Source organism: Pseudomonas sp. BMS12 (assembly GCF_001592875.1).
In the GTDB taxonomy this organism is placed as follows: Bacteria; Pseudomonadota; Gammaproteobacteria; order Pseudomonadales; family Pseudomonadaceae; genus Aquipseudomonas.
Map to the genome: position 1 here is coordinate 1 of NZ_LSOF01000030.1, position 26983 is coordinate 26983.

General features: G+C 66.0%; 24 protein-coding genes. 16 read left to right on the top strand and 8 right to left on the bottom strand.

The window, feature by feature from the left end:
- The 5 genes from hutG to hutC all read left to right on the top strand — a co-directional run.
- Nucleotides 1-786, top strand: a 786-nt coding sequence (gene hutG, locus AYB31_RS20275; protein WP_068830816.1) for a formimidoylglutamase, incomplete at its 5' end; no start/stop codon positions are given.
- A gap of 47 nt (nucleotides 787-833) precedes the next feature.
- A complete protein-coding gene (locus tag AYB31_RS20280; RefSeq protein WP_068830817.1) occupies nucleotides 834-2162 on the top strand; it encodes a YjiH family protein in 1329 nt (442 codons plus the stop codon).
- Nucleotides 2163-2204: 42 nt separating this feature from the next.
- Nucleotides 2205-3875, top strand: a complete 1671-nt coding sequence (gene hutU, locus AYB31_RS20285; protein ID WP_068830818.1) for a urocanate hydratase — start codon at nucleotides 2205-2207, stop codon at nucleotides 3873-3875.
- The gene (gene hutH, locus AYB31_RS20290; RefSeq protein WP_068830819.1) at nucleotides 3872-5413 is read left to right on the top strand and encodes a histidine ammonia-lyase; all 1542 of its coding nucleotides are present in this window, start codon (nucleotides 3872-3874) and stop codon (nucleotides 5411-5413) included. Before hutU ends, hutH begins: the two co-directional genes overlap by 4 nt.
- Nucleotides 5414-5501: 88 nt before the next feature.
- On the top strand, nucleotides 5502-6212 hold the full coding sequence (hutC, locus tag AYB31_RS20295; protein ID WP_068830820.1) for a histidine utilization repressor: 711 nt from the start codon (nucleotides 5502-5504) through the stop codon (nucleotides 6210-6212).
- Between the two features lie 211 nt (nucleotides 6213-6423).
- Here hutC and AYB31_RS20300 read toward each other — a convergent pair whose 3' ends face one another.
- Nucleotides 6424-7605 (bottom strand): alpha/beta hydrolase, encoded by a 1182-nt coding sequence (locus tag AYB31_RS20300; RefSeq protein WP_068830821.1) that lies wholly within the window; start codon nucleotides 7603-7605, stop codon nucleotides 6424-6426.
- 597 nt (nucleotides 7606-8202) lie between these two features.
- On the opposite strand from AYB31_RS20300, the gene AYB31_RS20310 reads away from it, so the two are divergent.
- The 4 genes from AYB31_RS20310 (at nucleotide 8203) to argE (ending at nucleotide 11905) form a co-directional block, all read left to right on the top strand.
- On the top strand, nucleotides 8203-9558 hold the full coding sequence (locus AYB31_RS20310; RefSeq protein WP_068830823.1) for a flavin-containing monooxygenase: 1356 nt from the start codon (nucleotides 8203-8205) through the stop codon (nucleotides 9556-9558).
- A complete protein-coding gene (locus AYB31_RS20315; protein ID WP_068830824.1) occupies nucleotides 9558-9980 on the top strand; it encodes a RidA family protein in 423 nt (140 codons plus the stop codon). Before AYB31_RS20310 ends, AYB31_RS20315 begins: the two co-directional genes overlap by 1 nt.
- A gap of 9 nt (nucleotides 9981-9989) precedes the next feature.
- Nucleotides 9990-10664 carry a DUF1028 domain-containing protein gene (locus tag AYB31_RS20320; RefSeq protein ID WP_068830825.1) on the top strand — a complete coding sequence of 225 codons (675 nt, stop codon included), beginning with the start codon at nucleotides 9990-9992 and terminating at the stop codon, nucleotides 10662-10664.
- Between the two features lie 77 nt (nucleotides 10665-10741).
- Nucleotides 10742-11905: an acetylornithine deacetylase gene (gene argE / locus AYB31_RS20325; protein ID WP_068830826.1), complete on the top strand. Its 1164-nt coding sequence runs from the start codon at nucleotides 10742-10744 to the stop codon at nucleotides 11903-11905.
- Between the two features lie 321 nt (nucleotides 11906-12226).
- Here the strand turns inward: argE and AYB31_RS20330 are convergent, their stop codons facing one another.
- The 5 genes from AYB31_RS20330 to AYB31_RS20350 all read right to left on the bottom strand — a co-directional run bounded on the left by AYB31_RS20330 (nucleotide 12227) and on the right by AYB31_RS20350 (nucleotide 15372).
- On the bottom strand, nucleotides 12227-12520 hold the full coding sequence (locus AYB31_RS20330; protein ID WP_068830827.1) for a GIY-YIG nuclease family protein: 294 nt from the start codon (nucleotides 12518-12520) through the stop codon (nucleotides 12227-12229).
- 392 nt (nucleotides 12521-12912) lie between these two features.
- Nucleotides 12913-13314 (bottom strand): MAPEG family protein, encoded by a 402-nt coding sequence (locus AYB31_RS20335; protein WP_068830828.1) that lies wholly within the window; start codon nucleotides 13312-13314, stop codon nucleotides 12913-12915.
- A gap of 183 nt (nucleotides 13315-13497) precedes the next feature.
- A complete protein-coding gene (locus AYB31_RS20340) occupies nucleotides 13498-13719 on the bottom strand; it encodes a transmembrane sensor/regulator PpyR (protein WP_068830829.1) in 222 nt (73 codons plus the stop codon).
- A 30-nt stretch (nucleotides 13720-13749) separates the two neighbouring features.
- Entirely contained in the window at nucleotides 13750-14952 is a 1203-nt protein-coding gene (locus AYB31_RS20345) for an NAD(P)/FAD-dependent oxidoreductase (RefSeq protein ID WP_068830830.1), read from the bottom strand.
- A 60-nt stretch (nucleotides 14953-15012) separates the two neighbouring features.
- Nucleotides 15013-15372, bottom strand: a complete 360-nt coding sequence (locus AYB31_RS20350; protein ID WP_068830831.1) for a hypothetical protein — start codon at nucleotides 15370-15372, stop codon at nucleotides 15013-15015.
- 245 nt (nucleotides 15373-15617) lie between these two features.
- On the opposite strand from AYB31_RS20350, the gene AYB31_RS20355 reads away from it, so the two are divergent.
- The gene (locus AYB31_RS20355; protein WP_068830832.1) at nucleotides 15618-16526 is read left to right on the top strand and encodes a LysR family transcriptional regulator; all 909 of its coding nucleotides are present in this window, start codon (nucleotides 15618-15620) and stop codon (nucleotides 16524-16526) included.
- Here AYB31_RS20355 and AYB31_RS20360 read toward each other — a convergent pair.
- A complete protein-coding gene (locus AYB31_RS20360) occupies nucleotides 16523-17029 on the bottom strand; it encodes a DinB family protein (protein WP_068830833.1) in 507 nt (168 codons plus the stop codon). The genes AYB31_RS20355 and AYB31_RS20360 overlap by 4 nt on opposite strands.
- A gap of 247 nt (nucleotides 17030-17276) precedes the next feature.
- On the opposite strand from AYB31_RS20360, the gene AYB31_RS20365 reads away from it, so the two are divergent.
- A complete protein-coding gene (locus AYB31_RS20365; RefSeq protein ID WP_068830834.1) occupies nucleotides 17277-18203 on the top strand; it encodes an autotransporter outer membrane beta-barrel domain-containing protein in 927 nt (308 codons plus the stop codon).
- Nucleotides 18204-18385: 182 nt separating this feature from the next.
- Complete coding sequence (locus tag AYB31_RS20370) at nucleotides 18386-19933, top strand: arylsulfatase (protein WP_068830835.1); 1548 nt, start codon at nucleotides 18386-18388, stop codon at nucleotides 19931-19933.
- 132 nt (nucleotides 19934-20065) lie between these two features.
- On the opposite strand, the gene AYB31_RS20375 is transcribed toward AYB31_RS20370, so the two are convergent.
- On the bottom strand, nucleotides 20066-20980 hold the full coding sequence (locus tag AYB31_RS20375) for a LysR family transcriptional regulator (protein WP_068830836.1): 915 nt from the start codon (nucleotides 20978-20980) through the stop codon (nucleotides 20066-20068).
- A 412-nt stretch (nucleotides 20981-21392) separates the two neighbouring features.
- On the opposite strand from AYB31_RS20375, the gene AYB31_RS20380 reads away from it, so the two are divergent.
- The 4 genes from AYB31_RS20380 to AYB31_RS20395 all read left to right on the top strand — a co-directional run bounded on the left by AYB31_RS20380 (nucleotide 21393) and on the right by AYB31_RS20395 (nucleotide 26982).
- A complete protein-coding gene (locus AYB31_RS20380; protein ID WP_068830899.1) occupies nucleotides 21393-22886 on the top strand; it encodes an aldehyde dehydrogenase in 1494 nt (497 codons plus the stop codon).
- A gap of 67 nt (nucleotides 22887-22953) precedes the next feature.
- The gene (locus AYB31_RS20385; protein WP_068830837.1) at nucleotides 22954-24378 is read left to right on the top strand and encodes an APC family permease; all 1425 of its coding nucleotides are present in this window, start codon (nucleotides 22954-22956) and stop codon (nucleotides 24376-24378) included.
- Nucleotides 24379-24439: 61 nt separating this feature from the next.
- Nucleotides 24440-25822: an aspartate aminotransferase family protein gene (locus tag AYB31_RS20390; protein WP_068830838.1), complete on the top strand. Its 1383-nt coding sequence runs from the start codon at nucleotides 24440-24442 to the stop codon at nucleotides 25820-25822.
- Nucleotides 25823-25992: 170 nt separating this feature from the next.
- Nucleotides 25993-26982 carry an ABC transporter substrate-binding protein gene (locus AYB31_RS20395; protein WP_068830839.1) on the top strand — a complete coding sequence of 330 codons (990 nt, stop codon included), beginning with the start codon at nucleotides 25993-25995 and terminating at the stop codon, nucleotides 26980-26982.
- The last annotated feature ends 1 nt before the right edge of the window (nucleotide 26983 follow it).

The window sequence follows — 26983 nt, forward strand, 5'->3', positions numbered from 1 at the left end:
GGCGCCGCGCAAGGCCCGCTGGCCCTGCGCAAGGCCCTGGCCAACCTGGCCTGGCACCGCGAGGCGCCGGCCTATGACGCCGGTGACGTGACCTGCGAGGACGGCGACCTGGCCGCCGCCCAGGCGCGCCTGGCGCGTGGCGTCTGTGCGCTGCTGGATGCCGGTCACCTGCCGCTGGTGCTCGGTGGCGGCCACGAAGTGGCGTTCGGCAGCTGGTCAGGGTTGGCCGAGCATTTCTCGGGTAGCTCCGCCCCACGGATGGCCGTCCCAAAGATTGGCATCGTCAATTTCGACGCCCACTTCGACCTGCGCGACCCGGCCCATGTGCAGTCCTCCGGCACCCCCTTCGCGCAGATCGCCGAGCAGTGCCAGGCCCGTGGCTGGCCGTTCCGCTACGCCTGCCTGGGCGTCAGCCGCGCCAGCAACACCCGTGCGCTGTTCAACCGCGCCGCTGAACTGGGCGTGCTGGTGCGCGAGGACCGCGAGATGCGCGAGGCCGGTCTGGACGCCATCGCCGCTGAGCTGGACGCCTTCCTCGCCGACTGCGATGCGCTGTACCTGACCATCGACATCGACGTGCTGCCGGCCTGCGAGGCGCCCGGTGTCAGCGCTCCGGCCGCGCGTGGCGTGCCCTTGGCACTGCTCGAACCACTGCTCGAACGCCTGAAGGGCAGCGGCAAGCTGCGCCTGGTGGATTTCGCCGAGCTCAACCCGACCCATGACATCGACAACCGTACTGCCAGGGCGGCGGCGCGCCTGATCCACCTGCTGTCCCTGAACGGCTGAAGCCCAAGGGCATTTCCCGCACAACAACAAGTACCGAGGAAACCCGCATGACCGATGAAACCCTGGCCGTGGTCGCCGGCCACTCGCGCACCCGGGCCCTGGCCCGTCTGTTCGGCTACAGCCTGATCGGGCTGGTGCTGTTCTTCGTGCCGTTCGAGATCGGCGGCCGCTCGACCATCCTCATCGACCACGCCGCCAGCGCCCTGCAGACCCATGCCCGTCCGCTGGTGATCGGTCTGGCCCTGCTGTTCATGCTCTACGGCGCCGTTGCCCCCTGGCTCGATGGCAGCTGGCGCAAGGGCGCCACCCACCTGGTGTTCAGCGTGCTCAAGGGGTTCGGCCTGCTGGTCGGCGTCGCCTACCTGCTCGAACTCGGCCCGCAGGCGCTGTACCAGCCGGGCATGCTGCCCTTCCTGTTCGACAAGCTGGTGCTCAGCCTGGCGCTGATCGTGCCGCTGGGCTCGCTGGCCCTGGTGTTCCTCATCGGCTATGGCCTGCTGGAACTGGTCGGCGTGCTGATGCAGCCGGTGATGCGGCCGATCTGGCGCACCCCGGGCAAGTCGGCCATCGATGCCGTGGCCAGCTTCGTCGGCAGCTATTCGGTCGGTCTGCTGATAACCGACCGCATGTACCAGCAGGGCCACTACAGCCTGCGCGAGGCGGCGATCATCGCCACCGGCTTCTCCACCGTGTCGGCGCCGTTCATGGTGATCATCGCCAAGACCCTGGGCCTGATGCCGGTGTGGAACCTGTATTTCTGGAGCGCCATGGCCGTGACCTTCGCCGTCACCGCGCTCAGCGCCCGCATCTACCCGCTTTCGCGCCTGCCCTCCGAGACCCGTGAGGAGGCGCCGCTACAGGCCGGCGAGAGCCGCCTGGGCAATGCCTGGCGCACCGGCCTGCAGCAGGCGGGCAGTGCCCCGGCGCTGCACCTGGCGCTGCTGGACACCTTCCGCGACGGCCTGCGCATGACCGCGGCGATCCTGCCGAGCATCCTCGCCGTGGGCCTGCTCGGCCTGCTGGCGGCCAAGTACACCCCGCTGTTCGACGCCATCGGCGCGCTGTTCTACCCGATCACCGCGCTGTTCGGCCTGGAGCAGCCGATGGAGGTGGCCCGCGCTCTGGCCTCCGGCCTGGCCGAGATGTTCCTGCCGGCGATGCTGTTGAAGGATGCCGATGTGCTGGTCAAGTTCGTCACCGCCATCGTCTCCGTGAGCAGCGTGCTGTTCCTCTCCGCTTCCATTCCCTGCGTGCTGGCCACGCGAATTCCCCTGAGCCTGGGCCAACTGCTGCTGATCTGGCTGCAGCGCACCCTGCTCAGCCTGGTGCTCAGCATTCCGCTGGCCTACCTGGCGCAATCCTTGGGCTGGCTGTAAGCGCCGCTCGCCTTTACCGATTCGATCGAGGAGACCCCGACCATGACCAAGTTCCGTGACGTCGAAATCCGCGCCCCGCGCGGCACCCAACTGAATGCCAAGAGCTGGCTGACCGAAGCGCCGCTGCGCATGCTGATGAACAACCTCGACCCGGACGTGGCCGAGAACCCCAAGGAACTGGTGGTATACGGCGGCATCGGCCGCGCTGCGCGCAACTGGGAGTGCTACGACAAGATCGTCGAGACCCTGAAGGAACTGAACGACGATGAGACCCTGCTGGTGCAGTCCGGCAAGCCGGTCGGCGTGTTCAAGACCCACAGCAACGCCCCGCGTGTGCTGATCGCCAACTCCAACCTGGTACCGCACTGGGCCAGCTGGGAACACTTCAACGAGCTGGATGCCAAGGGCCTGGCCATGTACGGCCAGATGACCGCCGGCAGCTGGATCTACATCGGCAGCCAGGGCATCGTCCAGGGCACCTACGAGACCTTCGTCGAGGCCGGTCGCCAGCACTACGCCGGCAACCTCAAGGGCCGCTGGGTGCTGACCGCAGGCCTGGGTGGCATGGGTGGCGCCCAGCCGCTGGCCGCGACACTGGCCGGCGCCTGTTCGCTGAACATCGAATGCCAGCAGACCAGCATCGATTTCCGCCTGCGCAGCCGCTACGTCGACGAGCAGGCCACCGACCTCGACGACGCCCTGGCGCGCATCGCCAAGTACACCGGCGAAGGCAAGGCCATCTCCATCGCCCTGCTGGGCAACGCCGCCGAAATCCTGCCGGAGCTGGTCAAGCGTGGCGTGCGTCCGGACATGGTCACCGACCAGACCAGCGCCCACGACCCGCTCAATGGCTACCTGCCGATCGGCTGGACCTGGGCCGAGTACAAGGACCGCGCCATCACCGACCCGCAAGCGGTGGTCAAGGCCGCCAAGCAGTCCATGGCCGTGCACGTGCAGGCCATGCTCGACTTCCAGAAGATGGGCGTACCGACCTTCGACTACGGCAACAACATCCGCCAGATGGCCCAGGAAGAGGGCGTGGCCAACGCCTTCGACTTCCCCGGCTTCGTCCCTGCGTACATCCGTCCGCTGTTCTGCCGCGGTGTCGGCCCGTTCCGCTGGGCGGCGCTGTCCGGCAACCCGGAAGACATCTACAAGACCGACGCCAAGGTCAAGGAACTGATCCCGGACGACGCCCACCTGCACCGCTGGCTGGACATGGCCCGCGAGCGCATCAGCTTCCAGGGTCTGCCGGCGCGTATCTGCTGGGTCGGCCTGGGCCTGCGCGCCAAGCTGGGCCTGGCCTTCAACGAGATGGTTCGCTCCGGTGAGCTGAGCGCGCCCATCGTCATCGGCCGCGACCACCTCGACAGCGGCTCGGTGTCCAGCCCCAACCGCGAGACCGAAGCCATGCAGGACGGCTCCGACGCCGTGTCCGACTGGCCGCTGCTCAACGCCCTGCTCAATACCGCCAGCGGCGCCACCTGGGTTTCCCTGCACCATGGCGGCGGCGTGGGCATGGGCTTCTCCCAGCATTCCGGTATGGTCATCGTCTGCGATGGCACCGATGAAGCCGCCGCGCGCATCGCCCGCGTGCTGACCAACGACCCGGGCACCGGCGTCATGCGCCACGCCGACGCCGGCTACCAGATCGCCATCGATTGCGCCAAAGAGCAGGGCCTGAACCTGCCGATGATTGGCAAAGGAGAATGAAAGTGACTGCCCTGAATCTGCACCCCGGCCAGCTGACCCTGGCCCACCTGCGCGCCGCCTACCAGGCACCCGTGCGCCTGACCCTGAACGCCGCGGCCTATCCGGCCATCGACGCCAGCGTCGCCTGCGTCAACCAGATCATCGCCGAGGGCCGCACCGCCTACGGAATCAACACCGGTTTCGGCCTGCTGGCCTCGACCCGCATCGCCACCGACGACCTGGAAAAGCTGCAGCGTTCGCTGGTGCTGTCGCACGCCGCCGGCATCGGCGAGCCGCTGGACGACGCCATGGTGCGCCTGATCATGTTGCTGAAGATCAACAGCCTGGCGCGTGGCTTCTCCGGCATCCGCCGCCAGGTGATCGAGGCGCTGATCGCCCTGGTCAACGCCGAGGTCTACCCGCATATCCCGCTCAAGGGCTCGGTCGGCGCGTCCGGCGACCTGGCGCCGCTGGCGCACATGTCCCTGGTACTGCTGGGCGAGAGCCAGGCGCGCCATAAAGGCCAGTGGCTGCCGGCCAGCGAGGCCCTGGCCGTTGCCGGCCTGGAGCCGATGACCCTGGCCGCCAAGGAGGGCCTAGCCCTGCTCAACGGTACCCAGGTCTCCACCGCCTACGCCTTGCGCGGGTTGTTCGAGGCCGAGGACCTGTTCGCCGCCGCCAGCGTGTGCGGCAGTCTGACGGTCGAGGCCGCGCTGGGCTCGCGCGCGCCCTTCGATGCACGTATCCATGCCGCCCGTGGGCAGAAAGGCCAGATCGATGCCGCCGCCACCTACCGTCACCTGCTCGGCGCCAGCAGCGAAGTCGGTCGCTCCCACGAGGCCTGCGACAAGGTGCAGGACCCCTACTCCCTGCGCTGCCAGCCGCAGGTCATGGGCGCCTGCCTGACCCAGCTGCGCCAGGCTGCCGAAGTGCTGGCGGTGGAGGCCAACGCGGTGTCGGACAACCCGCTGGTGTTCGCCGCCGAAGGCGACGTGATTTCCGGCGGCAACTTCCACGCCGAGCCGGTGGCCATGGCCGCCGACAACATCGCCCTGGCCATCGCCGAGATCGGCTCGCTGTCCGAGCGGCGCATCTCGCTGATGATGGACAAGCACATGTCGCAGCTGCCGCCGTTCCTGGTGGCCAACGGTGGCGTCAACTCCGGCTTCATGATCGCCCAGGTCACGGCCGCGGCCCTGGCCAGCGACAACAAGGCCCTGGCTCACCCGCACAGCGTCGACAGCCTGCCGACCTCGGCCAATCAGGAAGACCACGTGTCGATGGCGCCCAATGCCGGCAAGCGCCTGTGGGACATGGCCGCCAACACCCGTGGCGTGCTCGCCGTGGAATGGCTGGGCGCCTGCCAGGGCCTGGACTTCCGCGAGGGCCTGAAGAGTTCGCCGGTGCTGGAACAGGCCCGTGAGATCCTGCGGGCCGAGGTGCCGTACTACGTCGAGGACCGCTTCTTCGCCCCGGACATCGCTGCGGCCGATGCGCTGCTCGCCGAGCGGGTGCTGACCCCGCTGCTGCCGGCCGGCCTGTTGCCGTCGGTAGGCTGAGGCTGGCGACGCCGCGCTCCCCAGGCTGGGAGTGCGGCGTCGTGCTCGGCTATCATCCGTGGCAACCGGGTCATCCCAAGGAGCTGTCGTGACCAGCAACACCCCACGCTACAAGGCGATCGAGGATTTCCTCCTCGAGCGCATCCACGACGGCACCTACCCGGTCAATCACCAGATTCCCCCCGAAGAACAACTGGCGCGTGATTTCGGCGTCAGCCGCATGACCGCCAACAAGGCCATCCAGCATCTGGTGCAGCAGGGCTACCTGCTGCGTCAGGCCGGGCTCGGCACCTTCGTCACCGACCGCAAGGCCGAGTCCTCGCTGCACGACGTGCTCAACATCGCCACCGAGGTGCGTGCCCGTGGCCATGTCTACAGCAACGACGTGCTGCGCTGCGAGGCCGTTGCCGCCGACGACGAAGTGGCCCTGCGCCTCGGCCTGCGCCTGGGCGCCGAGGTGTTCCACAGCATCCTGGTGCACCGCGAGAACGGCGTGCCGATCCAGCTGGAAGACCGCTTCGTCAATCCGCGCTGGGTGCCGCACTACCTGGATGCCGACTTCAGCCGGCAGACGCCCAACGAGGTGCTGGTCGCCAGTTGCCCGATCTCCGACGTGGAGCATGTGGTCGAGGCCGTGCTGGTCGATGCGCAGACCGCCGCCTGGCTGGACATGCAGCCGAGCATGCCGTGCCTGTCGATGATCCGGCGCACCTGGTCGGACGAGCATCTGATCAGCTACGCCCGCCTGATCCACCCCGGCGAGCGTTACAAGCTGCGTTCCAACACCAAGCGTCGCTAGTGGCCTGTTTGGCTAATTCAAATACGCAACTTCGGCGCCAGGCTTCACCATGCGTCGTTGCCACTCCTCGCCGTAGCCCTGCTACGACTCGTCGCGGCGCCTAACCTGGCAAACCCTGACACTCGAATTTGAGTGCATGAATTAACCGCACAAGCCACTAGCCACGGCGAACCATTGTGCGTGGCGACCCCGCCGCAGCGGGGCGCGCGTGCTACCTGAGCTTGCGCAGGATGAAGTCGGTCATGCTCTCGTTGCTGTCGGCCAGCTTCAGCGCCGGCACGTTGGCGCTGGCCTTGAGGCCCACGGCGCGGGCTTTGTCGCGCAGCGTGCGTACATGGTAGGGGTGGTGGTAGAGGATGCCGGTGCTGCTCGGTGCCTTCACCGGCACGCCATCGGTGGCCAGCCAGATTTCCGGGTCGCTGGCGTCCATCATGCCGAGGAAGTCGACTTCCTGGCGGTAGGCGACGGTCGCGGCCGTATACAGGTCGGCGCTGCTGCTGGCGCCGTAGAAGTTCGGCGCACCGCTGCCCATGTCGTCGACCGACCAGTTGTATTCGGCGAACACCGGTTCCCAGCCGACCACGTCGAGCGTCGCTTGCGTCTGGGTTGCCGCAACACCCTGCACACGAGTGGACTGCTGCGCCACCGGATCGCTGCTGCCGAGGTCGGCCATGTCGTCATGGAAGGCCAGCCATAGCGCGGTGCTGGCGCCGGCAGAAGAGCCCAGCAGCACCACGCGGTTCGGGTCGATGTTGTAGCGCGGCTCGTACTTCAGGTACTGCAGGGCGCGCTGCGAGCCCCTGAGCGACTTGAGCAGGCCGTCTTTCTCGTTCTTCTTGCTGATCAGCGGGTAGTTGATGGTGGCGAATGCCACGCCCTGCGCCAGCAGGGCCTTGATCATCTTCTGGTTGCTGCTGCTATAGGCCTTTTCCTTCTCGCCGGAGGAGAAGCCGCCGCCATGGATGAAGATCGCCAGGGGCAGGCGAGTCTGGCGGTCGTAGCTGTTCTTGGGCAGGAAGATGTCGAAACGGTGGCGCTGGTCCGGCCCGTAGGCGGCGTCCTTCACGAAGTAGGCGTTGTCGCCGTCCAGCGTGAACGGCGGCTTCGCCAGTTGCAGGGCCGAGCTGTTGGCATCGGGGTTCCAGTCGCCTGGGCTGGTCGGCTGCGCGGGCGTGCTCGGAGTGCTCGGCGCGGTGGGATGGGTGGTGTCAGTGTTGGCGCCGGAGCCGTTCAGGCGCGCCTCGAGTAGTGCGCGCAGGCGCTGGGACAGGGCGGACTCGGCCTCGGCCGCCGGCGCGACCAGCGTGGCCCCGATTAGGGCGATCAGTGCGGCGCAGGTGATGCGGCGGGGCAGTGGCAAGCGGGTGGTGCGCGAAGCGGGGGCAGTTTTCATAACGGGTCTCGGTACGCTGAGAACCGCTCAGTCGAAGCACATCTCGTCCACGAGTTGGTACGGCATCCAGGCTGGTACATCGAAGCGGTGGGTTGTCGGGAAGCCCGGTGCAAGCCGGGCGGGGCGGATTGTGTGGGCGAGCCTGGCTGGCGTGGTAGAGCGCTACTTCACAGTTTTTTCGCGTCAGAATTCAGTGATTTCGCCACACCTCGCCCGGCCTGGAGGGGGCATGGCGCATGGCTAGCACGGCCAAGTGGCTGCCCTTTCTGCTTATTCCGAATGGCTATTGGATATTTGGCGCCGAAAATTTGGCGAAATCGGAATTCCGAGTCCATTTTGCGCAGCTTTTGCACGATTCGGCTTCGGACGAACGGTCGGGCTTTCTTGGCCGAGGCGTGTCGTGCAGGAGGTTCCAGCGGGTCGTCCGGCTGCAGGGCGCGCTGCGCGGCCCATGCCCGGGGCGCGTGCAGCTTTTTCCTAGCCAGCAACTACAAAAAACATAATTTCGCTAATCCCCGGTGCTGAACAGAATGCGGCCAACACCTTAGATGGTCGCACTAGAAGAACCGCAATGTTTCGAGCCCGAGGAAGCAAGCCATGACCGACCTGAATCAAGCCGCCTTGCAGCAGCGCATGGGCAGCAAGGTTGTCCCTACCGAGATTGATACGCTGGTAATCGGCGCTGGCCAGGCCGGCGTCGCCATGAGCGAGCACCTGAGCAAGCTCGGCGTGCCGCACCTGGTGCTGGAGAAGAACCGCATCGCCGAAGCCTGGCGCAGCGGGCGCTGGGATTCGCTGGTTGCCAACGGCCCGGCCTGGCATGACCGCTTCCCCGGCATGGAATTCGACCTCGATCCGGATGCGTTCGCCCCGAAAGATATGGTGGCGAACTACTTCGAGGCTTACGCCAAGCAGTTCAACGCGCCGATCCGCACCGGGGTCGAGGTCAGGAAGGTCACCCGCAACAGTGATCGTCCGGGCTTCACCGTGGAGACTTCCGTCGGCGTGATCCAGGCCAACCGCGTGGTGTCGGCGACCGGCCCGTTCCAGCGCCCGGTCATCCCGGCCATCGCGCCGCAGGACGGAGCTCTGTACCAGATCCACTCCGCCGCCTATTTCAACCCGCAGCAGCTGCCCGAAGGTGGCGTGCTGGTGGTCGGTGCCGGTTCTTCCGGGGTGCAGATCGCCGACGAGCTGAACCGCTCGGGCCGCCAGGTCTACCTCTCCGTGGGGGCGCATGACCGTCCGCCGCGCAGCTACCGCAACCGCGACTTCTGCTGGTGGTTGGGAGTGCTCGGCCTGTGGGACATGGAAGCCGCCCAGCCGGGCAAGGAGCACGTGACCATCGCCGTCAGCGGGGCACGTGGCGGCGAGACCATCGACTTCCGCCGCCTGGCCGGCGAAGGCATCACCCTGGTGGGGCTGACCAAGGCCTTCCACAACGGTGGCGTCAGCTTCCAGAACGATCTGGCCGATAACCTGGCCCGTGGCGACGAGAACTACCTGTCGCTGCTTGATGCCGCCGATGCCTATATCGCCCGCAATGGTCTGGATCTGCCGGAAGAGCCGGAGGCGCGCCGGGTGTACGAGGATGCCGAGTGCATTCGCCAGCCGATTCTCGAATTGGACCTGGCCGCAGCCGGCATCCGCTCGATCATCTGGGCTACCGGCTATGCCGTGGACTTCAGCTGGCTGCAGGTCGACGCCTTCGACGCACAGGGCAAGCCGCAGCACCAGCGCGGCGTGTCCAGCGAGCCCGGGGTGTACTTCGTCGGCCTGCCGTGGCTGTCGCGCCGGGGCTCCACCTTTATCTGGGGGGTATGGCACGACGCCAAGCACGTCGCCGACCACATCGCCACCCAGCGCAAATATGCCGAATACCGTGACGCGTCGCAGCGCCAGGCCGAGGCCGTCGAGCCGGCCCAGAAAGTCAGTCTTCCAGGAGTACGTTGATGCCTACCCACACCCGCATCCGCATGTTCAACACCAAGGACACCTATCCCAACCAGTCCCTGGACAATGACCTGTGCCAGGCCGTGCGCGCCGGCAACACCGTGTACGTGCGCGGCCAGGTCGGCACCGACTTCAACGGCAACCTGGTCGGCCTCGGTGACCCGGCTGCCCAGGCCGAGCAGGCCATGAAGAACGTCAAGCAGCTGCTCGAAGAGGCGGGCAGCGACCTGTCGCACATCGTCAAGACCACCACCTACCTGATCGATCCGCGCTACCGTGAGCCGGTCTACCGCGAGGTCGGCAAATGGCTCAAGGGCGTGTTCCCGATCTCCACCGGGCTGGTGGTGTCGGCCCTCGGCCAGCCGCAATGGCTGATGGAGATCGACGTGATCGCGGTGATCCCCGATGACTGGAACCAGTAAGGAGCGCGTATGACCTTTTCCATCGTCGGCCGCTGTGCCGAGACCGGGCAGCTGGGCATCGCCATCAGTTCCTCCAGCATCGCCGTCGGCGCCCGCTGCCCCTGGCTGCGGGCCGGCGTTGGCGCTGTGTCGACGCAGAACATCACCCTGCCGGCGCTCGGGCCGCAGATCCTCGACCTGCTGGAGGCCGGGCTCGCGCCCGGCGCCGCACTGGACAAGGCCCTGGGCAGCAACGGCCATGGCCGCTTCCGCCAGGTCAGCGTGCTCGACAGCCACGGCGCCACGGCCCTGTTCACCGGCAGCGAGGCGCTTGGTGTGCATCACGCCAGGGCCGGCGAGCAATGCGTGGCAGCTGGCAACCTGTTGTCCGCGCCGACGGTGATCGACGCCATGGTGGCGGCCTTCGAGACGGCCGGCGGTTGCCTGGCCGAGCGTCTGCTGGCTGCCATGCAGGCGGCGATGGTCGCCGGTGGCGAAGCCGGGCCGGTGCATTCGGCGGCGCTCAAGGTGGTGGGCGAGCTGGTCTGGCCGATCATCGACCTGCGCGTCGACTGGGCCGACGAGGACCCCATCGGCGAGCTGGCCGGGCTGTGGCAGGCCTACCAGCCGCAGATGCAGGACTACATCACCCGAGCCCTCGACCCGACCGCCGCGCCGAGTTATGGCGTGCCGGGCGATGAATGAACTCGTGGGAGCGGCTTTCGCCGCGATGATCCTAATCGCGGCTGAAGCCGCTCCCACTTATCCGAGGAAACCCTGCAATGCCTGATAGCCGCGCCATCCTCGCCGACCTGATCGCCTTCGACACCACCAGCCGCGAATCGAACCTGGCACTGATCGAGTTCGTGCGCGACTACCTGGGCGCTTTCGGTATCGCCAGCGAGCTGATCTTCAATAGCGAGCGAAGCAAGGCCAATCTGCACGCGCGCCTCGGCCCGGCGGGGCCGGGCGGCGTGATGCTGTCCGGCCACAGCGACGTGGTGCCGGCCGATGGCCAGGCCTGGAGCGTGCCGCCGTTCAGCCTGAGCGAGCGCGACGGCAAGCTGTACGGCCGTGGCACCGCGGACATGAAGGGCTACATCGCCTGCGTGCTGGCCGCCGTGCCGCGCTTTGTCGAGCAACCCTTGCGCCTGCCGCTGCACATCGCCATCTCCTACGACGAGGAAGTCGGCTGCCTGGGCGTGCGCAGTCTGGTCGAGCAATTGCGTGCCAGTCCGGAGCGCCCGGCCATCTGCATCATCGGCGAGCCGACCGAGATGCGCCCGGTGCTCGGCCACAAGGGCAAGCTGGCGATGCGCTGCGAGGTACACGGCGCGGCCTGCCATTCGGCCTATGCGCCGCAGGGGGTCAACGCCATCGAATACGCGGCGCGGCTGATCGGCAAGCTGGGTGAGATAGGTGCCCGGCTGGCCGCACCGGAGCGTCACGACGCCCGTTTCGATCCGCCGTACTCCACCGTGCAGACCGGGGTGATCCAGGGCGGCCGCGCACTCAACATCGTGCCGGCCGAATGCCGGTTCGACTTCGAGGTGCGCGCCTTGCCGGCGGACGACCCGCAACAGGTGGCGGCTGAACTGCAGGGCTACGCCGAGCGCGAACTGCTGCCACGCATGCGCGCGGTGCAGGCCGACACGGCGATCCGCTTCACTCCGCTGAGCGCCTACCCCGGCCTGTTCACCGACGCCCGCAGCGAAGCCGCCGAGCTGCTGGCGCTGCTCAGTGGCTCGCGGGATTTTTCGACGGTGGCCTTCGGTACCGAGGGCGGCCTGTTCGACGAAGCCGGCATCGCCACCGTGATCTGCGGCCCTGGCAGCATGGACCAGGGGCACAAGCCGGACGAGTTCGTCAGCCTCGATCAGCTCGCCCAGTGCGATGCCATGTTGGCGCGGCTGTGCGACTGGCTGCAGGTGTCGGCAGGGCGGTAGGCGGCAGCTTTGGGTGAGCCGGCGGCGGACTGGAGTCGCACTGTCCTGTGCCTGGATCGGTCCCCTTCGGCGCAGTGGCAGTGCTGTTGCCTGTGGGGTGCCTCTGGTTGATGCGAGTACGTTCGCTAGCGTATCTGGGGGACCAAATCTACATTTGCATCGCCTGCCTGGATTCCCGCCTGCGCGGGAATGACGAGGTAGGGGATGCAGCACCGTGTTTACCGCCCACTCCGTCATTCCCGCGCAGGCGGGAATCCAGTGCTGCCAGCACCAGACCCGCAGGGGCGCAATTCAGATGCGCCAAGCCCCTGCTTCCAAGATCTACCCGACTATATCCACCCACAAATCCCGCCACTGGGGATTCCCCGCTTCGATCAATCTCAACTTCCACTCGCGCCGCCACTTCTTCAGCTGCTTTTCCCGCGCGATGGCGGCCAGCATGCTCTCGTGCATTTCATAGTGAACCAGCTGGTGCACGCCATAGCGTCGCGTGAAGCCCTCGATACAGTCGTTACGGTGCTCCCAGATGCGTTTGGCTAGGTCGGAAGTGACGCCGATGTAGAGGGTGCCATTGCGCTGACTGGCGAGGATATAGACGGCGGGTTGCCTGAGCATTGCGTGTCCTTCCTGGACCTTGTTGTTCCCTTGAGCACGAGTTTAGTGGCTGGCGGGTGAAGTGCGGGTTGCGCTGCTGCCCAGGGCGCCGTTGTTAAGGCAAGTCTGGTCGCAGCGATTCTGGTTTACCTCACGGGCTCAGGTCGGTGCAGGAGCTGCCTGCCTGGATTCCTGCCTGCGCGGGAATGACGGAGTGGGTGGGACGACTTTGTTCCACACCTTCAGTCCACCACGCCTGCTGCCTGTACGACGACCAAGGAGTCGCTGAGATGACGCTGCGCTACTCCTTCAACCCCATCATTCCCGCGCAGGCGGGAATCCAGCGGTGCCACGGCCAGCGCGGCAGGCCTGCCCAGGGTTGCCGCCGCTCTTGCCGTAGCGGGGGCGCAGCGTTACCCGGTATGTGCCTGCAGCAGCACACCCCACAGCCCGAGCGTGGCCAGGAAATTGATGGTGAACACCAGCCCGCGCAGGCGGATGTTGTGGGTGAAGATCTGCACGCCGCTGTGGATCAGGCGTCCGCCGATGAAGACCCAGGCCAGCACGAGCGCCGCGGGATTCTGCACCTGGCCCTGGATCAGCAGCAGGCAGGCTGCATAAAAGAACAGCGGCCACTCGAACTGGTTGGACAGGTTGGCACTGATGCGCGGTTCGATGGCGGCCCAGGGATTGGAGCCATCCGCCCGTTGGCCGATGCCCCAGATTTTGGGTGCCCGGGCGACGGTGAGCAGTGCGTAGAGCAGCGTGGCGAGTGCCACATGGGCAGCCATTGGCAGAAGCAGGGATTGCGGCATGTGCTCTCCATGAGCCGGTACTGGTGCGTCCGGCACGACAGGCCGGACGCTACTGTTTCGTCTGCAGGCTGTCCACCGCTGCAACCGGGCAAGCGCCTCGATAGCCGGGAAGGAGAACGACCCGCCAGCGCAAGAGCGGGGCGGGTCGCGAGCTTGTTAGCCGGTGAGCTTCTGCGCTGCCGGCTAGCGTCGGCTGAGTACCTGCAGGCGCAGCACGTAGCCGAGCTTGATGGCGGTCGGGCCGAGTATGGTCAGCAGGTGCGCAGCCAGTAGCACCGGCAGCGTCAGGTAGCTGTCCAGACCGTAGGCCAGCAGTACCCCGAGCAGCAGTCCGGCCAGCCCACCGGCCAGCAGCAGGTGGGCGCACTGCAAGGCCCGCTCGGGGTTGCCAAGGAGACTGGCCATGGCGCCGGCCTGCTCCCCAGGCGTTGCCACTCAGGCCACCGGAATCAGCGGGTCCGCCGCTGCCAGGGCGGTGGCGCGGTCCGCTGCCGGCGGGTAGATCCACACGCTGTTGATCTGCGACTTCAGGGTCTTGGCCTCCTCGCGGACCAGCTTGAGCTGGCGGTCCCAGCCTTCGGTGTACACCGCACCCCAGGCTCCGAGGTCGAGGCAGGTCACGTACTTGGGCTGGCTGTAGGGCTTGGGCGCAACGCCGAGCAGGTCGGCGGCGACGTTGTTGCCGGCATGGCGGCCGAGGGAAATGGCGTGCTGGCAGGACATGGCGGCGAAATTGCCCAGCTCGTCCGTGGCGGCGTAGGCGACGTCACCCGCGGCGTAGACGTTGGTCTGGCCGAAGACTTTCAGGTTCTCGTCGACATGCAGTCGCCCCTGGGCATCGCGCGCGCTGGTCAGTTGTTCGGTCAGCGCGCTGGCGCGGAAGCCGGCAGTCCAGATCACCGTCTGCGCATCGATACGGGCACCGTCGGAAAGGTTCACCCCGCCGGCATCGACCGAGGCGACACCGGTGCCGACTATCCACTCGACGCCCAGCTGCTCGGAGGCCTCGATGATCGGTCGGCGAATCTCGTCGCCCATCACGGCGGCGATCTGTGGGCCGCGGTCGACGATGACCACGCGGACCTTGGCATTGTCGCCGAGGATGGCGCGCAGGCGGGCTGGCATCTCGGTCGCCGTTTCGATGCCGGTGAAGCCGCCGCCTGCCACCACCACGGTGTTGCGAGCCGCGCTCTCGGGCAGCCTGTGCAGCGAGTGCAGGTGTCGCTCCAGGCGGGTTGCCGACTCGATCTGGTCGACGTCGAAGGCATAGGCCTGCAGCCCCGGAACGGCCGGGCGGTTCAGCTGGCTACCGGCGGCAAGGATCAGGCGGTCGAAGGCCAGCGTCTGCGCAAGACCGGAGGCATCGGTGTAGCCGACGGTGTTTTCCTGTTCGTCGATCTGCGTCGCCACACCCTGGACGAAACGCACGCCGACGACATCCAGCAAGGCATCCAGCTCGGCGTACATGCTGTGCACCTGCGGCTCGTAGAACCGCGGGCGGATGCGTAGCTCGGCCTGGGGCGCCATTAGCGTGATGGCTATGTCGTGGCGGCCGTGCTGGTCCAGCAGGCGGGCGGCGCTGAGGGCGCTCCAGAGGCCGGCAAAGCCTGCGCCGATGATCACAATGTGCTGTTGCATGGTGGTTCTCCCGAAATCATGTTTGAGCCCGTCGTCTGAGCGAGCGGGTGAGGGTGCCGCTTAGCTGTTGGCGCAGAGCTGCGCCGCGTTGACCAGTCCGCCGCGGTCCTGCCAGGCGTTGGTCTGGTAGAGGCTGAAGTGCATGCCCTCAGCGCGTTCCTCGACCTGCACGCGACCGCTGGCCTGTTGCGGATCGGCACTGCCGACCAGCAACTCGCCGCTGCGCTCGCTGAAGGTGAGATAGGTGGGGCCCGAGGAAACCTTGCTGCTGACGCAGTCCAGATAGGCCCAATGGCTCTGCTGGGACGTGGCCGCAGGGCGCTCCCAGCTGAGCCTGGTCGCCTCGTGACTGGCGCAACCGGCGAGGCCGGCAGCGAGCAACAGGATGCAGGCGTTGCGGTGGAGGGGGTTGTTGTTCATGTGAGCCGTCCTCTCTGATCGGGCTGATGGGCCCTGGGGACAGATGCTCCTGGCTGACCCGTGGCCGGAAAACTCAATCCGATTGATAGCTGCTCTTCGTCGAAATGATGCTGCGGACAGCCCGTGCGCAGGGACAATTACCTGGCATGCGCGCGCGCCGTGCCCCGCAGCCGAGCGATTTGGCAGGCGGCATTGGAGTAGGTGCTGCTTAAATGGAGGCTCGGGCGAAGCAGAAGGGCTCTGGAATGAATCGCAACGAATTACGCCGCGTCGACATGAACCTGCTGGTGGTCTTCGAAACCCTGATGTTCGAACGCAACCTGACCCGCGCGGCGGAAAAGCTGTTCCTCGGCCAACCGGCCGTCAGTGCTGCCCTGGCGCGCCTGCGCGAGCTGTTCAACGACCCGCTGCTGGTGCGTAACGGCCGCTGCCTGGAGCCCACCGCGCGGGCCCTGGTGATTCTCAAGGAGCTGCAGCCGGCCATGGACACCATCTCCTGCGCCGTCAGCCGCGCCCGCGAATTCAGCCCGAGCCTCGACCATGGCACCTTCCGCATCGGCCTGTCCGACGACGCCGAGTTCGGCCTGTTTCCGCCGCTGCTCAAACAGCTGCGCGAGGAAGCGCCGAATGTGGTGATCGTGGTGCGCCGCGTGCACTTCCTGCTGATCACGCCGATGCTGGTCTCGGGCGAGATTTCCGTGGGCATCAGCTACACCACCGAGCTACCGGCCAACGCCAAGCGCCGCAAGCTGCGCGAGATGAGGGTCAAGATACTGCGCGGCGACGATCGCCCCGGCCCGCTGACCCTGGACGACTACTGCGCGCGGCCCCACGCGCTGGTGTCGTTCTCCGGCGACCTGAGCGGCAATATCGACAACGACCTGGCGCGGGTTGGCAGGTCACGTCGCGTGGTGCTGGCGGTGCCGCAGTTCAGCGGACTGCGCTCGATACTGCCCGGCACCGAGTTGCTGGCGGCGGTGCCGGACTACGCGGCGGCGGCGCTGATCGAGGGCACCGGCTTGCGCGCCGATGATCCGCCCTTTCCCATCGTCACCTCCGACCTGTGCATGGTCTGGGGCGAGGGCAGCGACGCCGATCCGGCCGAGAGCTGGCTGCGCAGCCGGATCATCGAAGCCATGGGCGCGCGGGATTAGCCGTTGGCGACTTCGGTGGCATAGATCGAGAGGTCGGTCATCGGTGGCATGGCGGGAATCTGGAAGTACATCTGCACCAGCCAGCCGCGGTGATAGCTCATGTGATTGATCACATGCAGCAGCATGGCGCCGGCGCTCATGCTGCCGGGGTTGCCGGAGACAAAGCTGAAGTCGATGGTCGTGGCGAGTGACGCCTCCGTTTGCTGCGCACTCCAGGCCACGAACCAGTCGTCGACCTCTTGTTGCGCCGGCCACAGCTGTTGCAGAACCGGATAGGGCACTTCCTGGCGTGAGCGAAAGCCGTGCTCCCGGCCCTGCAGGTGCGCCTGCCAGATGCGATCCACCACATACATGTGGTTCAGGGTGTCGATGATGCTGCTGATCGGGCCGGGGCGCTCACGGGTGAGTTCCTCGGGCGGCAGGGTGGCCAGGCTGTCGAAGAACAGCCGATCGGCCCAGCGCTTGTACTGGGTCAGCAGGTTGGCTGTCGCAACATTGAGCATGGAATGCCCCTCCTTCTGGACCTGTTGAATAGTAAGCCTTGGTCGTGTCCGAGGGGTGTCAGGTGACTGACGGCGCCCTTGTATGGCGTGCCGGGAGCACGCGATGGCCGCCATTGTCGCCGTTCGTCTTGCCGCGCGCCTAGCGGCAGAGGCCTGCGGGACGCTCCGCTATTCTGCAGTAAGCGCCTGTAGTCCATGGGGGAGGCCCGGCCGGGTTGGCCGAAGAGTGCTCGCAAGGGATATCGGCATGCGTAGAAAAGTTGTCTGGCTGGGCTTGTTGTTGGCGCTGGAGGTTCAGGCCGAGCCGTTGCGGCTCACCGAGGTCGATCTGGAGGACAAGGTCAACGGTGTGCTGGCCCTGATGTCCTTCTCGGTGGTGCCGGACCTGGCGTCCAGTTCGCTGAGCTTCAACGATGCGCAGAGCGACAACCCGGACCTGACCATGGTCCAGTTCGGCGGCGGCGCCACCATGGGCGATGATTTTCCGCTCTACCTGGAGGGCTCGGCCGCCTACAGCCGCTATGACCCGCGCTTCGTCCTCAGCAATGGCCAGGAGTCGCGGCGCGTGCCGCTGAAGTGGACCACGGTGTCGGCCACCGGCGGCATCGGCTGGGACTTCGCCCTCAACGACGAGTGGGTGCTGCGGCCCATCGCGAACTTCTCGCTGGGCTACATGAGCAGCGACATCAACCTGGCCCGGGTCTTCGTCAACCAGCGCTTCGACCGTGACATCGAGTTCCTCGACGATGGCCACATGAAGGTCGGCGGCCTCGGTGGTTCGCTGATGCTCGACTGGGAGCGGGTACGCCCCGATTACGAGGTCGATCTGGAACTGCGCTACAGCAACATCGAGCTGCACAACATCGGCGGCGACCGCGGGATCGATGGCTCGGTCAATGCCGAGGCCACCAACCTGTGGGCCCGCTGGCGGGCGCCGACCGGTATCGTCGCGTTGAAGCGGCCGCTGCGTTATGTGCTGGAGCACTCCTATTCCGAATACCTGGGCGACCAGCGCGGCGTGCTCGGCTTCGATCGGCTGTTCACTGTCGGTGCCGGCCTGGAACTGGACTCCAGTGCCTATGACGTGATCATCAGCCGCACCCGCCTGGTGATGCGCTACATGTGGGGCAGCAATGTCTACGGCACCTCGGTGGGGCTGGCCGTGAGCTTCTGAGTGGTGGGTGGAATCTGTGGTGGGCGTGAGTGCCCTGTCCGCCAGGGGGAATGCCGCCGATAAGCTGCATGAATAATTGTAGCCCTCTGGCTAGCGCTTCTGGATGGCCTGGCGCTTGGTGCATTCGCGTCTAGGCTCAAACTGCTCTCAGTATTCGAGTGCACTATCAGGGAGATGGCGTGATGCGACTATTCAAACAACTCACGCTGGTTGCTGCCGCGCTTGTGGCAACGACCGCAGTAGCGGCGGATAAACCCAATATTCTGGTGATCTGGGGCGACGACATCGGCACCTGGAATATCAGCCACAACAACCGCGGCATGATGGGCTACGAGACGCCCAATATCGACCGTATCGCCAACGAAGGGCTGTCCTTCACCGATTACTACGGCCAGCAGAGCTGCACCGCCGGCCGCGCGGCCTTCATTGGCGGCAATGTGCCGGTGCGCACCGGCATGACCAAGGTCGGCCTGCCGGGCGCCAAGGAGGGCTGGCAGAAGACCGATGTGACCATGGCTACCGTGCTCAAGAGCCAGGGCTACGCCACCGGTCAGTTCGGCAAGAACCACCAGGGTGACCGCGACGAGCACCTGCCGACTCAGCATGGTTTCGACGAGTTTCTCGGCAACCTCTACCACCTCAATGCCGAGGAGGAGCCGGAGAATCGCGACTATCCAGGGGACATGAAACTGCCCAACGGCAAGACCTTCCGCGAGCAGTTCGGCCCGCGCGGGGTGCTGCATGCCACCGCCGACGGCAAGATCGAGGACACCGGCCCGCTGACCAAGAAGCGCATGGAGACCATCGACGAGGAAACCGTTGCCGCAGCCATCAACTTCATCAAGAAGCAGAAAGAAGCGGACAAGCCGTTCTTCGTCTGGTGGAACGCCACCCGCATGCACTTCCGCACTCATGTGAAGGAAGCCAACAAGGGCATTTCCGGCCCCAGCGGCGACGAGTACCACGATGGCATGGTCGAGCACGACCGGATGGTCGGCGAACTGCTCAAGACCCTGGATGATCTCGGTATCGCCGAAAACACCGTGGTGATGTACTCGACCGACAATGGTCCGCACTACAACACCTGGCCGGATGCTGCCACCACCCCGTTCCGCAGCGAGAAGAACTCCAACTGGGAAGGCGCCTACCGGGTGCCGGCTTTCATTCGTTGGCCCGGCAAGTTCCCGGCAGGCAAGACCCTCAATGGCATCGTCAGCCACGAGGACTGGCTGCCGACCTTCGCCAGTATTGCCGGCGCTCCGGACATCAAGGACAAGCTGCTCAAGGGTGTGGAGTTGAACGGGCGCAAGTACCGCAACTACATCGACGGCTACGACCAGACAGCCTACCTGGAAGGCAAGGGTGAGGATCCGCGCAAGGAGTTCTGGTACGTCAATGACGATGGCCAGGTAGTGGCCGCGCGTTACAACGACTGGAAGGTGGTGTTCCTGGAAAACCGTGGTCAGGCGTTTGAGGTGTGGCGCGAGCCCTTCACCGAGCTGCGTGTGCCGTTGTTGTTCAACCTGCGCCGCGACCCGTTCGAGAAGGCGCAGCACAATGCCAACACCTACAACGACTGGTTCCTGGATCATGCCTTCATCATCGTACCGATCCAGGGGCTGGCGGCGCATTTCCTGCAGACCATGAAGGACTATCCGCCCAGCCAGACGCCAGGCTCCTTCAACCTCACCAAGATCGAAGAGCAGTTGAAGGCAGGTACGGGTAACTGACCTGCATGTAATGGCGCCAGCAGGGCCGGGCAATCCACCTGCTGGCGTTTTCATTTCCCCTGTCATTGGCTGAGAGCCCGCTTTTAACGACGCATGGGCGTCGCGCAGCAGACCTTGAACAGGTTCTGAGCGCTATTGCGTTGCGGCAGGCGCCAGCTGCTCCTTGCAGTACTCGACGAACAGCTGCGCCGGCTTGGTCAGCTGGGCGCGCTTCAGCCAGCCGGCGACCAGGGCGGAGCCGGTGACTTCTTCGGTAATGTCCACGCATACCACCTGCTTGCCGTCGTAGGTGTACTGCGAGTGCGGGCGGGTGACCAGCACCGAGAAGCCGAAGCCCTGGCCGACCATGCCGCGTACCATTTCGATGGAGGGCGAGCCGAAGACGATGTTGGGCGTCAGGCCCAGCTCCTCGAACAGGCTGACGAAGTAGGTGCGACTGGGTTGCACGTCGAGCAGGATCATCGGTTCCAGCGCCAGGTCGCGCAGCGATACCTGGGCCTGGTTGGCGAAGCGATGATCTGCCGGCAGCAGGGCGTAGGGCGGTTGCGCCGGCATCAGCGGCTCGGTCTCTATGGTGCCGTCGAGGTCGTGTTCGTAGAAGATCGCCAGGTCGAAGCGTCCACCGGTCAGGCCTTGCACCAGCTCCTGTTGCTCGCCGTCGTGCAGGCGGATTTCCACGCCCGGGTAGCGCTCGCGGAAACCGGCGATCAGGCGTGGCAGGTACAGCGGTGCGACGGTCTCGAAGCAGCCGATGTCGATCTGCCCGGCCACCACATCGTTGTCGGCCAGGGCGTTCTGCTCGAACTCCTTGGCCATGCGCAGCAGCTCCTGGGCCTTGCGGTAGAAGCGTGCGCCACTGGGCGTGAGCGATACCCCCTGGGCATGGTGACGGATGAACAGCTGCACGCCGAAGCTCTCTTCCAGGCCCTTGATCGCCGTGGAAATCGACGGCTGGGCGATGTACAGCTTGCGCGACGCCTCGGCGACGCTGCCGCATTCCACTGTGGTGACGAAGTACTTGAGCTGGCGCAGGGTGTAGGAAGCCACGACAAACCTCGGTCGATCTTGTTGTGCCATCCACCTTAACCCGTTCGGGCTGTGGCGGCTGGGCTGGCGAGTGAGCAATTTGCTGGCCAGCGACGATATTTTTCCTGTGACGCGCCATCCGTAGCGGCGCCGCCCGGTGCGCGCTTGTCGCCTGCGCCCCGTTCTGGGGCGTCAGTAGTCCCGTGCCGCGTCGCTGGCGTGGTGGCCGTTTCGCCGGCAAGTGCCGCCGGCGGCGCAATGGCCCGAGTAATGCGCTGCGCTTGCACAACAATCCGGCAGGCGGCACCGGGGTGGTGCGCTACAAGCCAGCTTTTTCGTATGTCCCGATGACATTTTTAATATTTTTCCTATGCAGCCGCTTCGGCCACCATCGACTCGCAACAGCAATTCAACCGCGAGAAAGGGGATGGTGGTGTACGAACTCAGCGACTGGCAAAAGCGTGCCGCCGAACAGCGCTTCATCGATCGCGCAATCATCAATGGTCGTCCGGTAGCAGCCGCGTCGGGGGCCACCTTCGCCTCGCGCAATCCCGCCACCGGCGAGCTGCTGGCCAATGTCAGCGCCTGCGGCGCCGCCGAGGTCGACCTGGCCGTGCGCGCCGCCCGTGAATCCTTCGAGGCCGGCAGCTGGTCGCAGTGCGCGCCGAGCGAGCGCAAGGCCGTGCTGCTCAAGCTGGCCGAGCTGATCCTGGCCAATCGCGACGAGCTGGCGCTGCTCGACTCGCTGAACATGGGCAAGCCGGTGATGGATGCCTGGAACATCGACGTACCGGGCGCCGCCGGCGTGTTCCGCTGGTACGCCGAAAGCCTCGACAAACTGTATGACGAAGTGGCGCCGAGCGCGCCCAACGTGCTGGCCACCATCACCCGCGAGGCGCTGGGCGTGGTCGCCGCGGTGGTGCCGTGGAACTTCCCGCTGGACATGGCCGCCTGGAAACTGGCCCCGGCCCTGGCCGCCGGCAACTCGGTGGTGCTCAAGCCGGCCGAACAGTCGCCGTTTTCCGCCTTGCGCCTGGCCGAGCTGGCCCTTGAGGCAGGCATCCCGGCGGGAGTATTCAACGTGGTGCCGGGCCTGGGCGAAGACGCCGGCAAGGCCCTTGGCCTGCATATGGATGTCGACTGCCTGGCCTTTACCGGCTCCACCGAGGTGGGCAAGTACTTCATGGCCTACGCCGCGCAGTCCAACCTCAAGCAGGTCTGGCTGGAGTGCGGCGGCAAGAGCGCCAACCTGGTGTTCGCCGACTGCCAGGATCTCGACCTGGCGGCGGAGAAGGCGGCGTTCGGCATCTTCTTCAACCAGGGCGAGGTGTGCTCGGCCAACTCGCGTCTGCTGGTGCAGCGCGAGATTCATGACCAATTCGTCGAGCGCCTGATCGCCAAGGCCCAGGCCTGGCTGCCGGGCGACCCGCTGAACCCGGCCAACGCTGCCGGCGCCATCGTCGACGAGCGTCAGGCGGCGCGGGTCATGGAGTTCATTCGCGGTGCCCAGGCCGAGGGCGCGACCCTGGCCTGCGGCGGTCGCCAGCTGAGCTTCAACGGCTCCAGCAACTTCATCGAGCCGACCATCTTCACCGGCGTGCGGCCCGACATGCGCCTGGCCCGCGACGAAGTGTTCGGCCCGGTGCTGGCGGTGCTGCCCTTCGACAGCGAGGACGAGGCGGTGCGCCTGGCCAACGACAGCATCTACGGCCTGGCCGCCTCGGTGTGGAGCGACGACCTCAACCGTGCCCATCGCGTGGCGCGCCGACTCAAGGCCGGCACCGTGTCGGTCAACACCGTCGACGCGCTGGATGTCAGCGTGCCCTTCGGCGGCGGCAAGCAGTCCGGCTTCGGCCGCGACCTGTCGCTGCACTCCTTCGACAAGTACACCCAACTGAAGACCACCTGGTTCCAGCTGCGTCCCTGACCGAGCGCCGCCGTCCGCGTGCTTTGTTCACTCCATGCACAACAACAAGATCGCAGGAGAACTCCACATGATTGACCCCGATATCACCCTGGGCTCGTTGCCTGCCGGCCAGGGTGCTGCCACCGGCAAGCTGAGCAAGACCCTGGGCCTGGGCGCATTGCTGTCGGTTTCCATCGGCCTGGTCGTTTCGCAAGGCGTGATGGTGCTGATGCTGCAAGGCGCCGGCATTGCCGGTCCGGCATTCCTGCTGCCACTGGGCCTGGCGTTCCTGCTGGCGCTGACCTATGCGTTCTCCTTCTCCGAGCTGTCGCTGATGATTCCGCGGGCCGGCAGCCTGAGCAGCTACACCGAAGTGGCCCTGGGGCATTTCGCGGCCATCGTCTCGACCTTCTCCGGCTACGTGGTGGTGGCGATGTTCGCCCTGTCGGCTGAACTGCTGCTGCTCGACCAGATCATCAGCGAGGTCTATCCCGGGGTGTTTCCGCACATGAGCGTGGCTTTCGGCGTGCTGCTGGTGTTCACCCTGCTCAACCTGCTCGGCATCGATATCTTCGCCCGCCTGCAGACCGCCCTGGCCACGGTGATGGTCATCGTCCTGCTGGCCCTGGGCCTGTCGGCCATTACGGGCAGCGGTAGCGAGCCGGCCCTGAGCAGTGGTCTGCCGCAGGTCTGGAACCCGATGGGCGCCAGCGTGCTGACTCTGGTGGCGCTGGCCATCTGGGGCTTCGTCGGCGCCGAGTTCGTCTGCCCGCTGGTCGAGGAGTCGCGTCGTCCCGAGCGCAACATTCCCTGGGCGATGATCCTGGGCATCTCGATGATCTTCGTCACCATCGCCCTGTACGCCATCGGCGCCCTCTACTACGTGCCGCAGGAAGAACTGGCCAGCGCCGCGCTGCCGCACTACCTGTATGCCACCGCGCTGTTCGGCGAAACCGGCAGGCATGTGCTGGTGATCGCCGCGCTCACTGCCACCTGCAGCACCCTCAACACCTCGCTGGCGGCCATTCCGCGCATGCTCTACGGCATGGCCAAGAACGGTCAGGCCTTCCCCCAGTTCCAATGGCTCAGCCGTGGCTTCAACACTCCGTGGGTGGCCGTGCTGTTCGTCGCCGCCATCACCGGCCTGCCGATCCTGTTCATGGGCGATGACCCGGGCACCGTCAACATGCTGCTGATCGCCGCAGCGATTGCCTGGCTGCTGGCCTACATCGTCTGCCATCTGGATGTGATCGCCCTGCGTCGCCGCTATCCGGATCTGCCGCGCCCGTTCCGCACGCCGTTCTATCCGTTGCCACAACTGTTCGGCATCGGCGGCATGCTGGTGTCCATCTACTACGCCTCGCCGACTCCGGAAATGACCGAGGCGATCTTCACCAGCGCGGGCGTCGTACTGGGCCTGGTGTCGCTGATCGCGGTGCTGTGGATCAAGCTGGTGATGCGCAAGCCGCTGTTCACCCCGGAACCGCTCGAAAACGTATTGAACCGTCAATGAAATCCCGCCGGGGCTCGCGCCCCGGCCATTTGCTCACAGCTAAACAGGCGAGGCCGCTGTCATGACTCTCCCCAACAATTCCGCTCGTTCCACCCGCGAATACCAGGCTCTGGACGCAGCCCACCACATCCACGCCTTCCTCGACCAGAAGGCGCTCAACGAGAAGGGCGCCCTGGTGATCGCCAAGGGCCAGGGCCTGAACCTGTGGGACACCGAGGGCAAGCGTTACCTGGACGGCATGTCCGGCCTGTGGTGCACCGCCCTCGGCTACGGTCGCGCCGACCTCAACGCCGCCGCCAGCCGTCAGTTGGAAGAGCTGCCCTATTACAACCTGTTCTTCCACACCACCCACCCGCGGGTGATCGAGCTGTCTGAACTGCTGTTCAGCCTGCTGCCGGACCACTACAGCCACGCCATCTACACCAACTCCGGCTCCGAGGCCAACGAGGTGCTGATCCGCAGCGTGCGCCGCTACTGGCAGGTGGTCGGCAAGCCGCAGAAGAAGATCATGATCGGGCGCTGGAACGGCTACCACGGCTCCACCCTGGGCAGCACCGCGCTCGGCGGCATGGGCTTCATGCACGAGATGGGCGGCATGCTGCCGGACTTCGCCCATATCGGTGAGCCCTACTACTTCGCCGAAGGCGGCGACCTGAGCGAAGAGGCCTTCGGCCTCAAGGCCGCCCGTGAGCTGGAAGACAAGATTCTCGAACTGGGCGCCGAGAACGTCGCCGCCTTCGTCGCCGAGCCGTTCCAGGGCGCTGGTGGCATGATCTTCCCGCCGGCCAGCTACTGGGCCGAAGTGCAGCGCATCTGCCGCCAGTACGACGTGCTGCTGTGCGCCGACGAAGTGATCGGTGGCTTCGGCCGCACCGGCGAGTGGTTCGCCCACCAGCACTTCGGTTTCCAGCCGGACACCCTGACCATCGCCAAGGGCCTGACCAGTGGCTACATCCCCATGGGCGGCCTGGTGCTGGGCAAGCGCATCGCCGACGCGCTGGTGCAGGAAGGCGGCGTGTTCGCCCACGGCCTGACCTATGCCGGCCACCCGGTCGCCGCCGCCGTGGCCATCGCCAACCTCACCGCGCTGCGCGACGAGGGCATCGTCACCCAGGTGAAGAACGATACCGGTCCGTACCTGCAGCAGCTGCTGCGCGAGACCTTCCAGGATCACCCGCTGATCGGTGACGTGCAGGGCGCCGGCCTGGTCGCCGCGCTGCAGTTCGCCGAGGACAAGGTCAGCCGCAAGCGCTTCGCCAACGAGAACGACATCGCCTGGCACTGCCGCACCGTGGGCTTCGACGAGGGCCTGATCATCCGCTCCACCCTGGGCCGCATGATCATGGCGCCGGCGCTGGTGGCCACCCGTGCCGAGCTGGAGGAGCTGGTGGACAAGACCCGCCGCGCCGTGGACCGCACCGGCCGCGACCTGAACCTGATGTAAGCCACGACCGCCCTCCCGTGACCGGGAGGGCATCTAGCCAGGCCCCGCAGAGGGTCGCACGACAAGATGCGCCGCTGCTCGCAGCGGTGTGCAGGAGTTGCTTGGGCCGGATTCGGCCGTACTGCCCCGAGATTTCAATAACTACAGCCAACAGGCTAAGGGAGTGCTCCATGAACAAGACCTTGCGTCAACGCATCGCCCGCTCTTTCGCATGTACCGCTCTGGCCGCCGGCATGGCCGCCACGGCCCAGGCCGGCACGCTGTCCATCGGTCACACCACCTGGGTCGGCTACGGCACCCTGTACCTGGCCCGCGACCTGGGCTACTTCAAGGAACAGGGCCTGGATGTCGACTTCAGCGTGATCGAGGAATCGGCCATGTACATGGCCGCCCAGGCCTCGGGCAAGCTGTCCGGCTCGGCCTCGACCATCGACGAAATCCTCAAGTACCGCTCCAAGGACTTCTGCTTCAAGGCCGTGGCTGCGCTGGACGAGTCCCATGGCGGTGACGGTGTGCTGGTCGGCAACGACGTGACCAGCCTGGAGCAGCTCAAGGGCCAGTCGGTGGCGGTCAACGAGGGCTCGGTGTCGCAGTTCTGGCTGAGCTACCTGCTCAAGCAAAAGGGTATGAGCATGAGCGACCTCGACGTGCAGAACATGACCGCCGACGACGCGGCCACCGCCTTCATCGCCGGGCGCATTCCGGCGGCCGTGACCTGGGAACCGCACCTGTCGATGGTGCGCCAGAAGGGCCAGGGCAAGGTGCTGATCGACTCCAGCGAAACCCCCGGCGTGATCGTCGACGTGGTGGCGCTGAGCTGCGACGTGATCGAGCAGCAGCCGGAAGATGTGAAGGCGCTGGTCAGCGGCCTGTACAAGGCCGTGCAGTACACCAAGGAGCATCCGCAGGAAGCCTACGCCCTCATGGCCAAGGGTGTTGGCGGTTACCTCTCCGACCCCAAGGACCTGGCCGAGGCGGCGCAGGGCGTGAAGTTCTACGACCAGGCCATGAGCGAGAAGCTGCTCGGTACCGCCGGCAAGCAGGGTGATATCGCCGAGATCATCAGCCTGGCCAACGACACCTGGACCAGCCTGCAGGGCAAGACCTACGACGCCAAGTACGAAGACCTGGTGGATACCCGTTTCGTGACGCCCGAGTGAT

Bases quoted from the DNA above. Each gene is read 5' to 3' on its own strand.
- AYB31_RS20350 (WP_068830831.1), bottom strand. From the start codon at position 15,372: ATGAACAACAACCCCCTCCACCGCAACGCCTGCATCCTGTTGCTCGCT.
- AYB31_RS20390 (WP_068830838.1), top strand. From the start codon at position 24,440: ATGACTCTCCCCAACAATTCCGCTCGTTCCACCCGCGAATACCAGGCT.
- AYB31_RS20340 (WP_068830829.1), bottom strand. From the start codon at position 13,719: ATGGCCAGTCTCCTTGGCAACCCCGAGCGGGCCTTGCAGTGCGCCCAC.
- hutH (WP_068830819.1), top strand. From the start codon at position 3,872: ATGAAAGTGACTGCCCTGAATCTGCACCCCGGCCAGCTGACCCTGGCC.
- AYB31_RS20355 (WP_068830832.1), top strand. From the start codon at position 15,618: ATGAATCGCAACGAATTACGCCGCGTCGACATGAACCTGCTGGTGGTC.
- AYB31_RS20395 (WP_068830839.1), top strand. From the start codon at position 25,993: ATGAACAAGACCTTGCGTCAACGCATCGCCCGCTCTTTCGCATGTACC.
- AYB31_RS20365 (WP_068830834.1), top strand. From the start codon at position 17,277: ATGCGTAGAAAAGTTGTCTGGCTGGGCTTGTTGTTGGCGCTGGAGGTT.
- AYB31_RS20280 (WP_068830817.1), top strand. From the start codon at position 834: ATGACCGATGAAACCCTGGCCGTGGTCGCCGGCCACTCGCGCACCCGG.
- AYB31_RS20320 (WP_068830825.1), top strand. From the start codon at position 9,990: ATGACCTTTTCCATCGTCGGCCGCTGTGCCGAGACCGGGCAGCTGGGC.
- AYB31_RS20335 (WP_068830828.1), bottom strand. From the start codon at position 13,314: ATGCCGCAATCCCTGCTTCTGCCAATGGCTGCCCATGTGGCACTCGCC.
- AYB31_RS20315 (WP_068830824.1), top strand. From the start codon at position 9,558: ATGCCTACCCACACCCGCATCCGCATGTTCAACACCAAGGACACCTAT.
- AYB31_RS20330 (WP_068830827.1), bottom strand. From the start codon at position 12,520: ATGCTCAGGCAACCCGCCGTCTATATCCTCGCCAGTCAGCGCAATGGC.
- AYB31_RS20360 (WP_068830833.1), bottom strand. From the start codon at position 17,029: ATGCTCAATGTTGCGACAGCCAACCTGCTGACCCAGTACAAGCGCTGG.
- AYB31_RS20345 (WP_068830830.1), bottom strand. From the start codon at position 14,952: ATGCAACAGCACATTGTGATCATCGGCGCAGGCTTTGCCGGCCTCTGG.
- argE (WP_068830826.1), top strand. From the start codon at position 10,742: ATGCCTGATAGCCGCGCCATCCTCGCCGACCTGATCGCCTTCGACACC.
- AYB31_RS20310 (WP_068830823.1), top strand. From the start codon at position 8,203: ATGACCGACCTGAATCAAGCCGCCTTGCAGCAGCGCATGGGCAGCAAG.
- AYB31_RS20385 (WP_068830837.1), top strand. From the start codon at position 22,954: ATGATTGACCCCGATATCACCCTGGGCTCGTTGCCTGCCGGCCAGGGT.
- hutU (WP_068830818.1), top strand. From the start codon at position 2,205: ATGACCAAGTTCCGTGACGTCGAAATCCGCGCCCCGCGCGGCACCCAA.
- AYB31_RS20370 (WP_068830835.1), top strand. From the start codon at position 18,386: ATGCGACTATTCAAACAACTCACGCTGGTTGCTGCCGCGCTTGTGGCA.
- AYB31_RS20300 (WP_068830821.1), bottom strand. From the start codon at position 7,605: ATGAAAACTGCCCCCGCTTCGCGCACCACCCGCTTGCCACTGCCCCGC.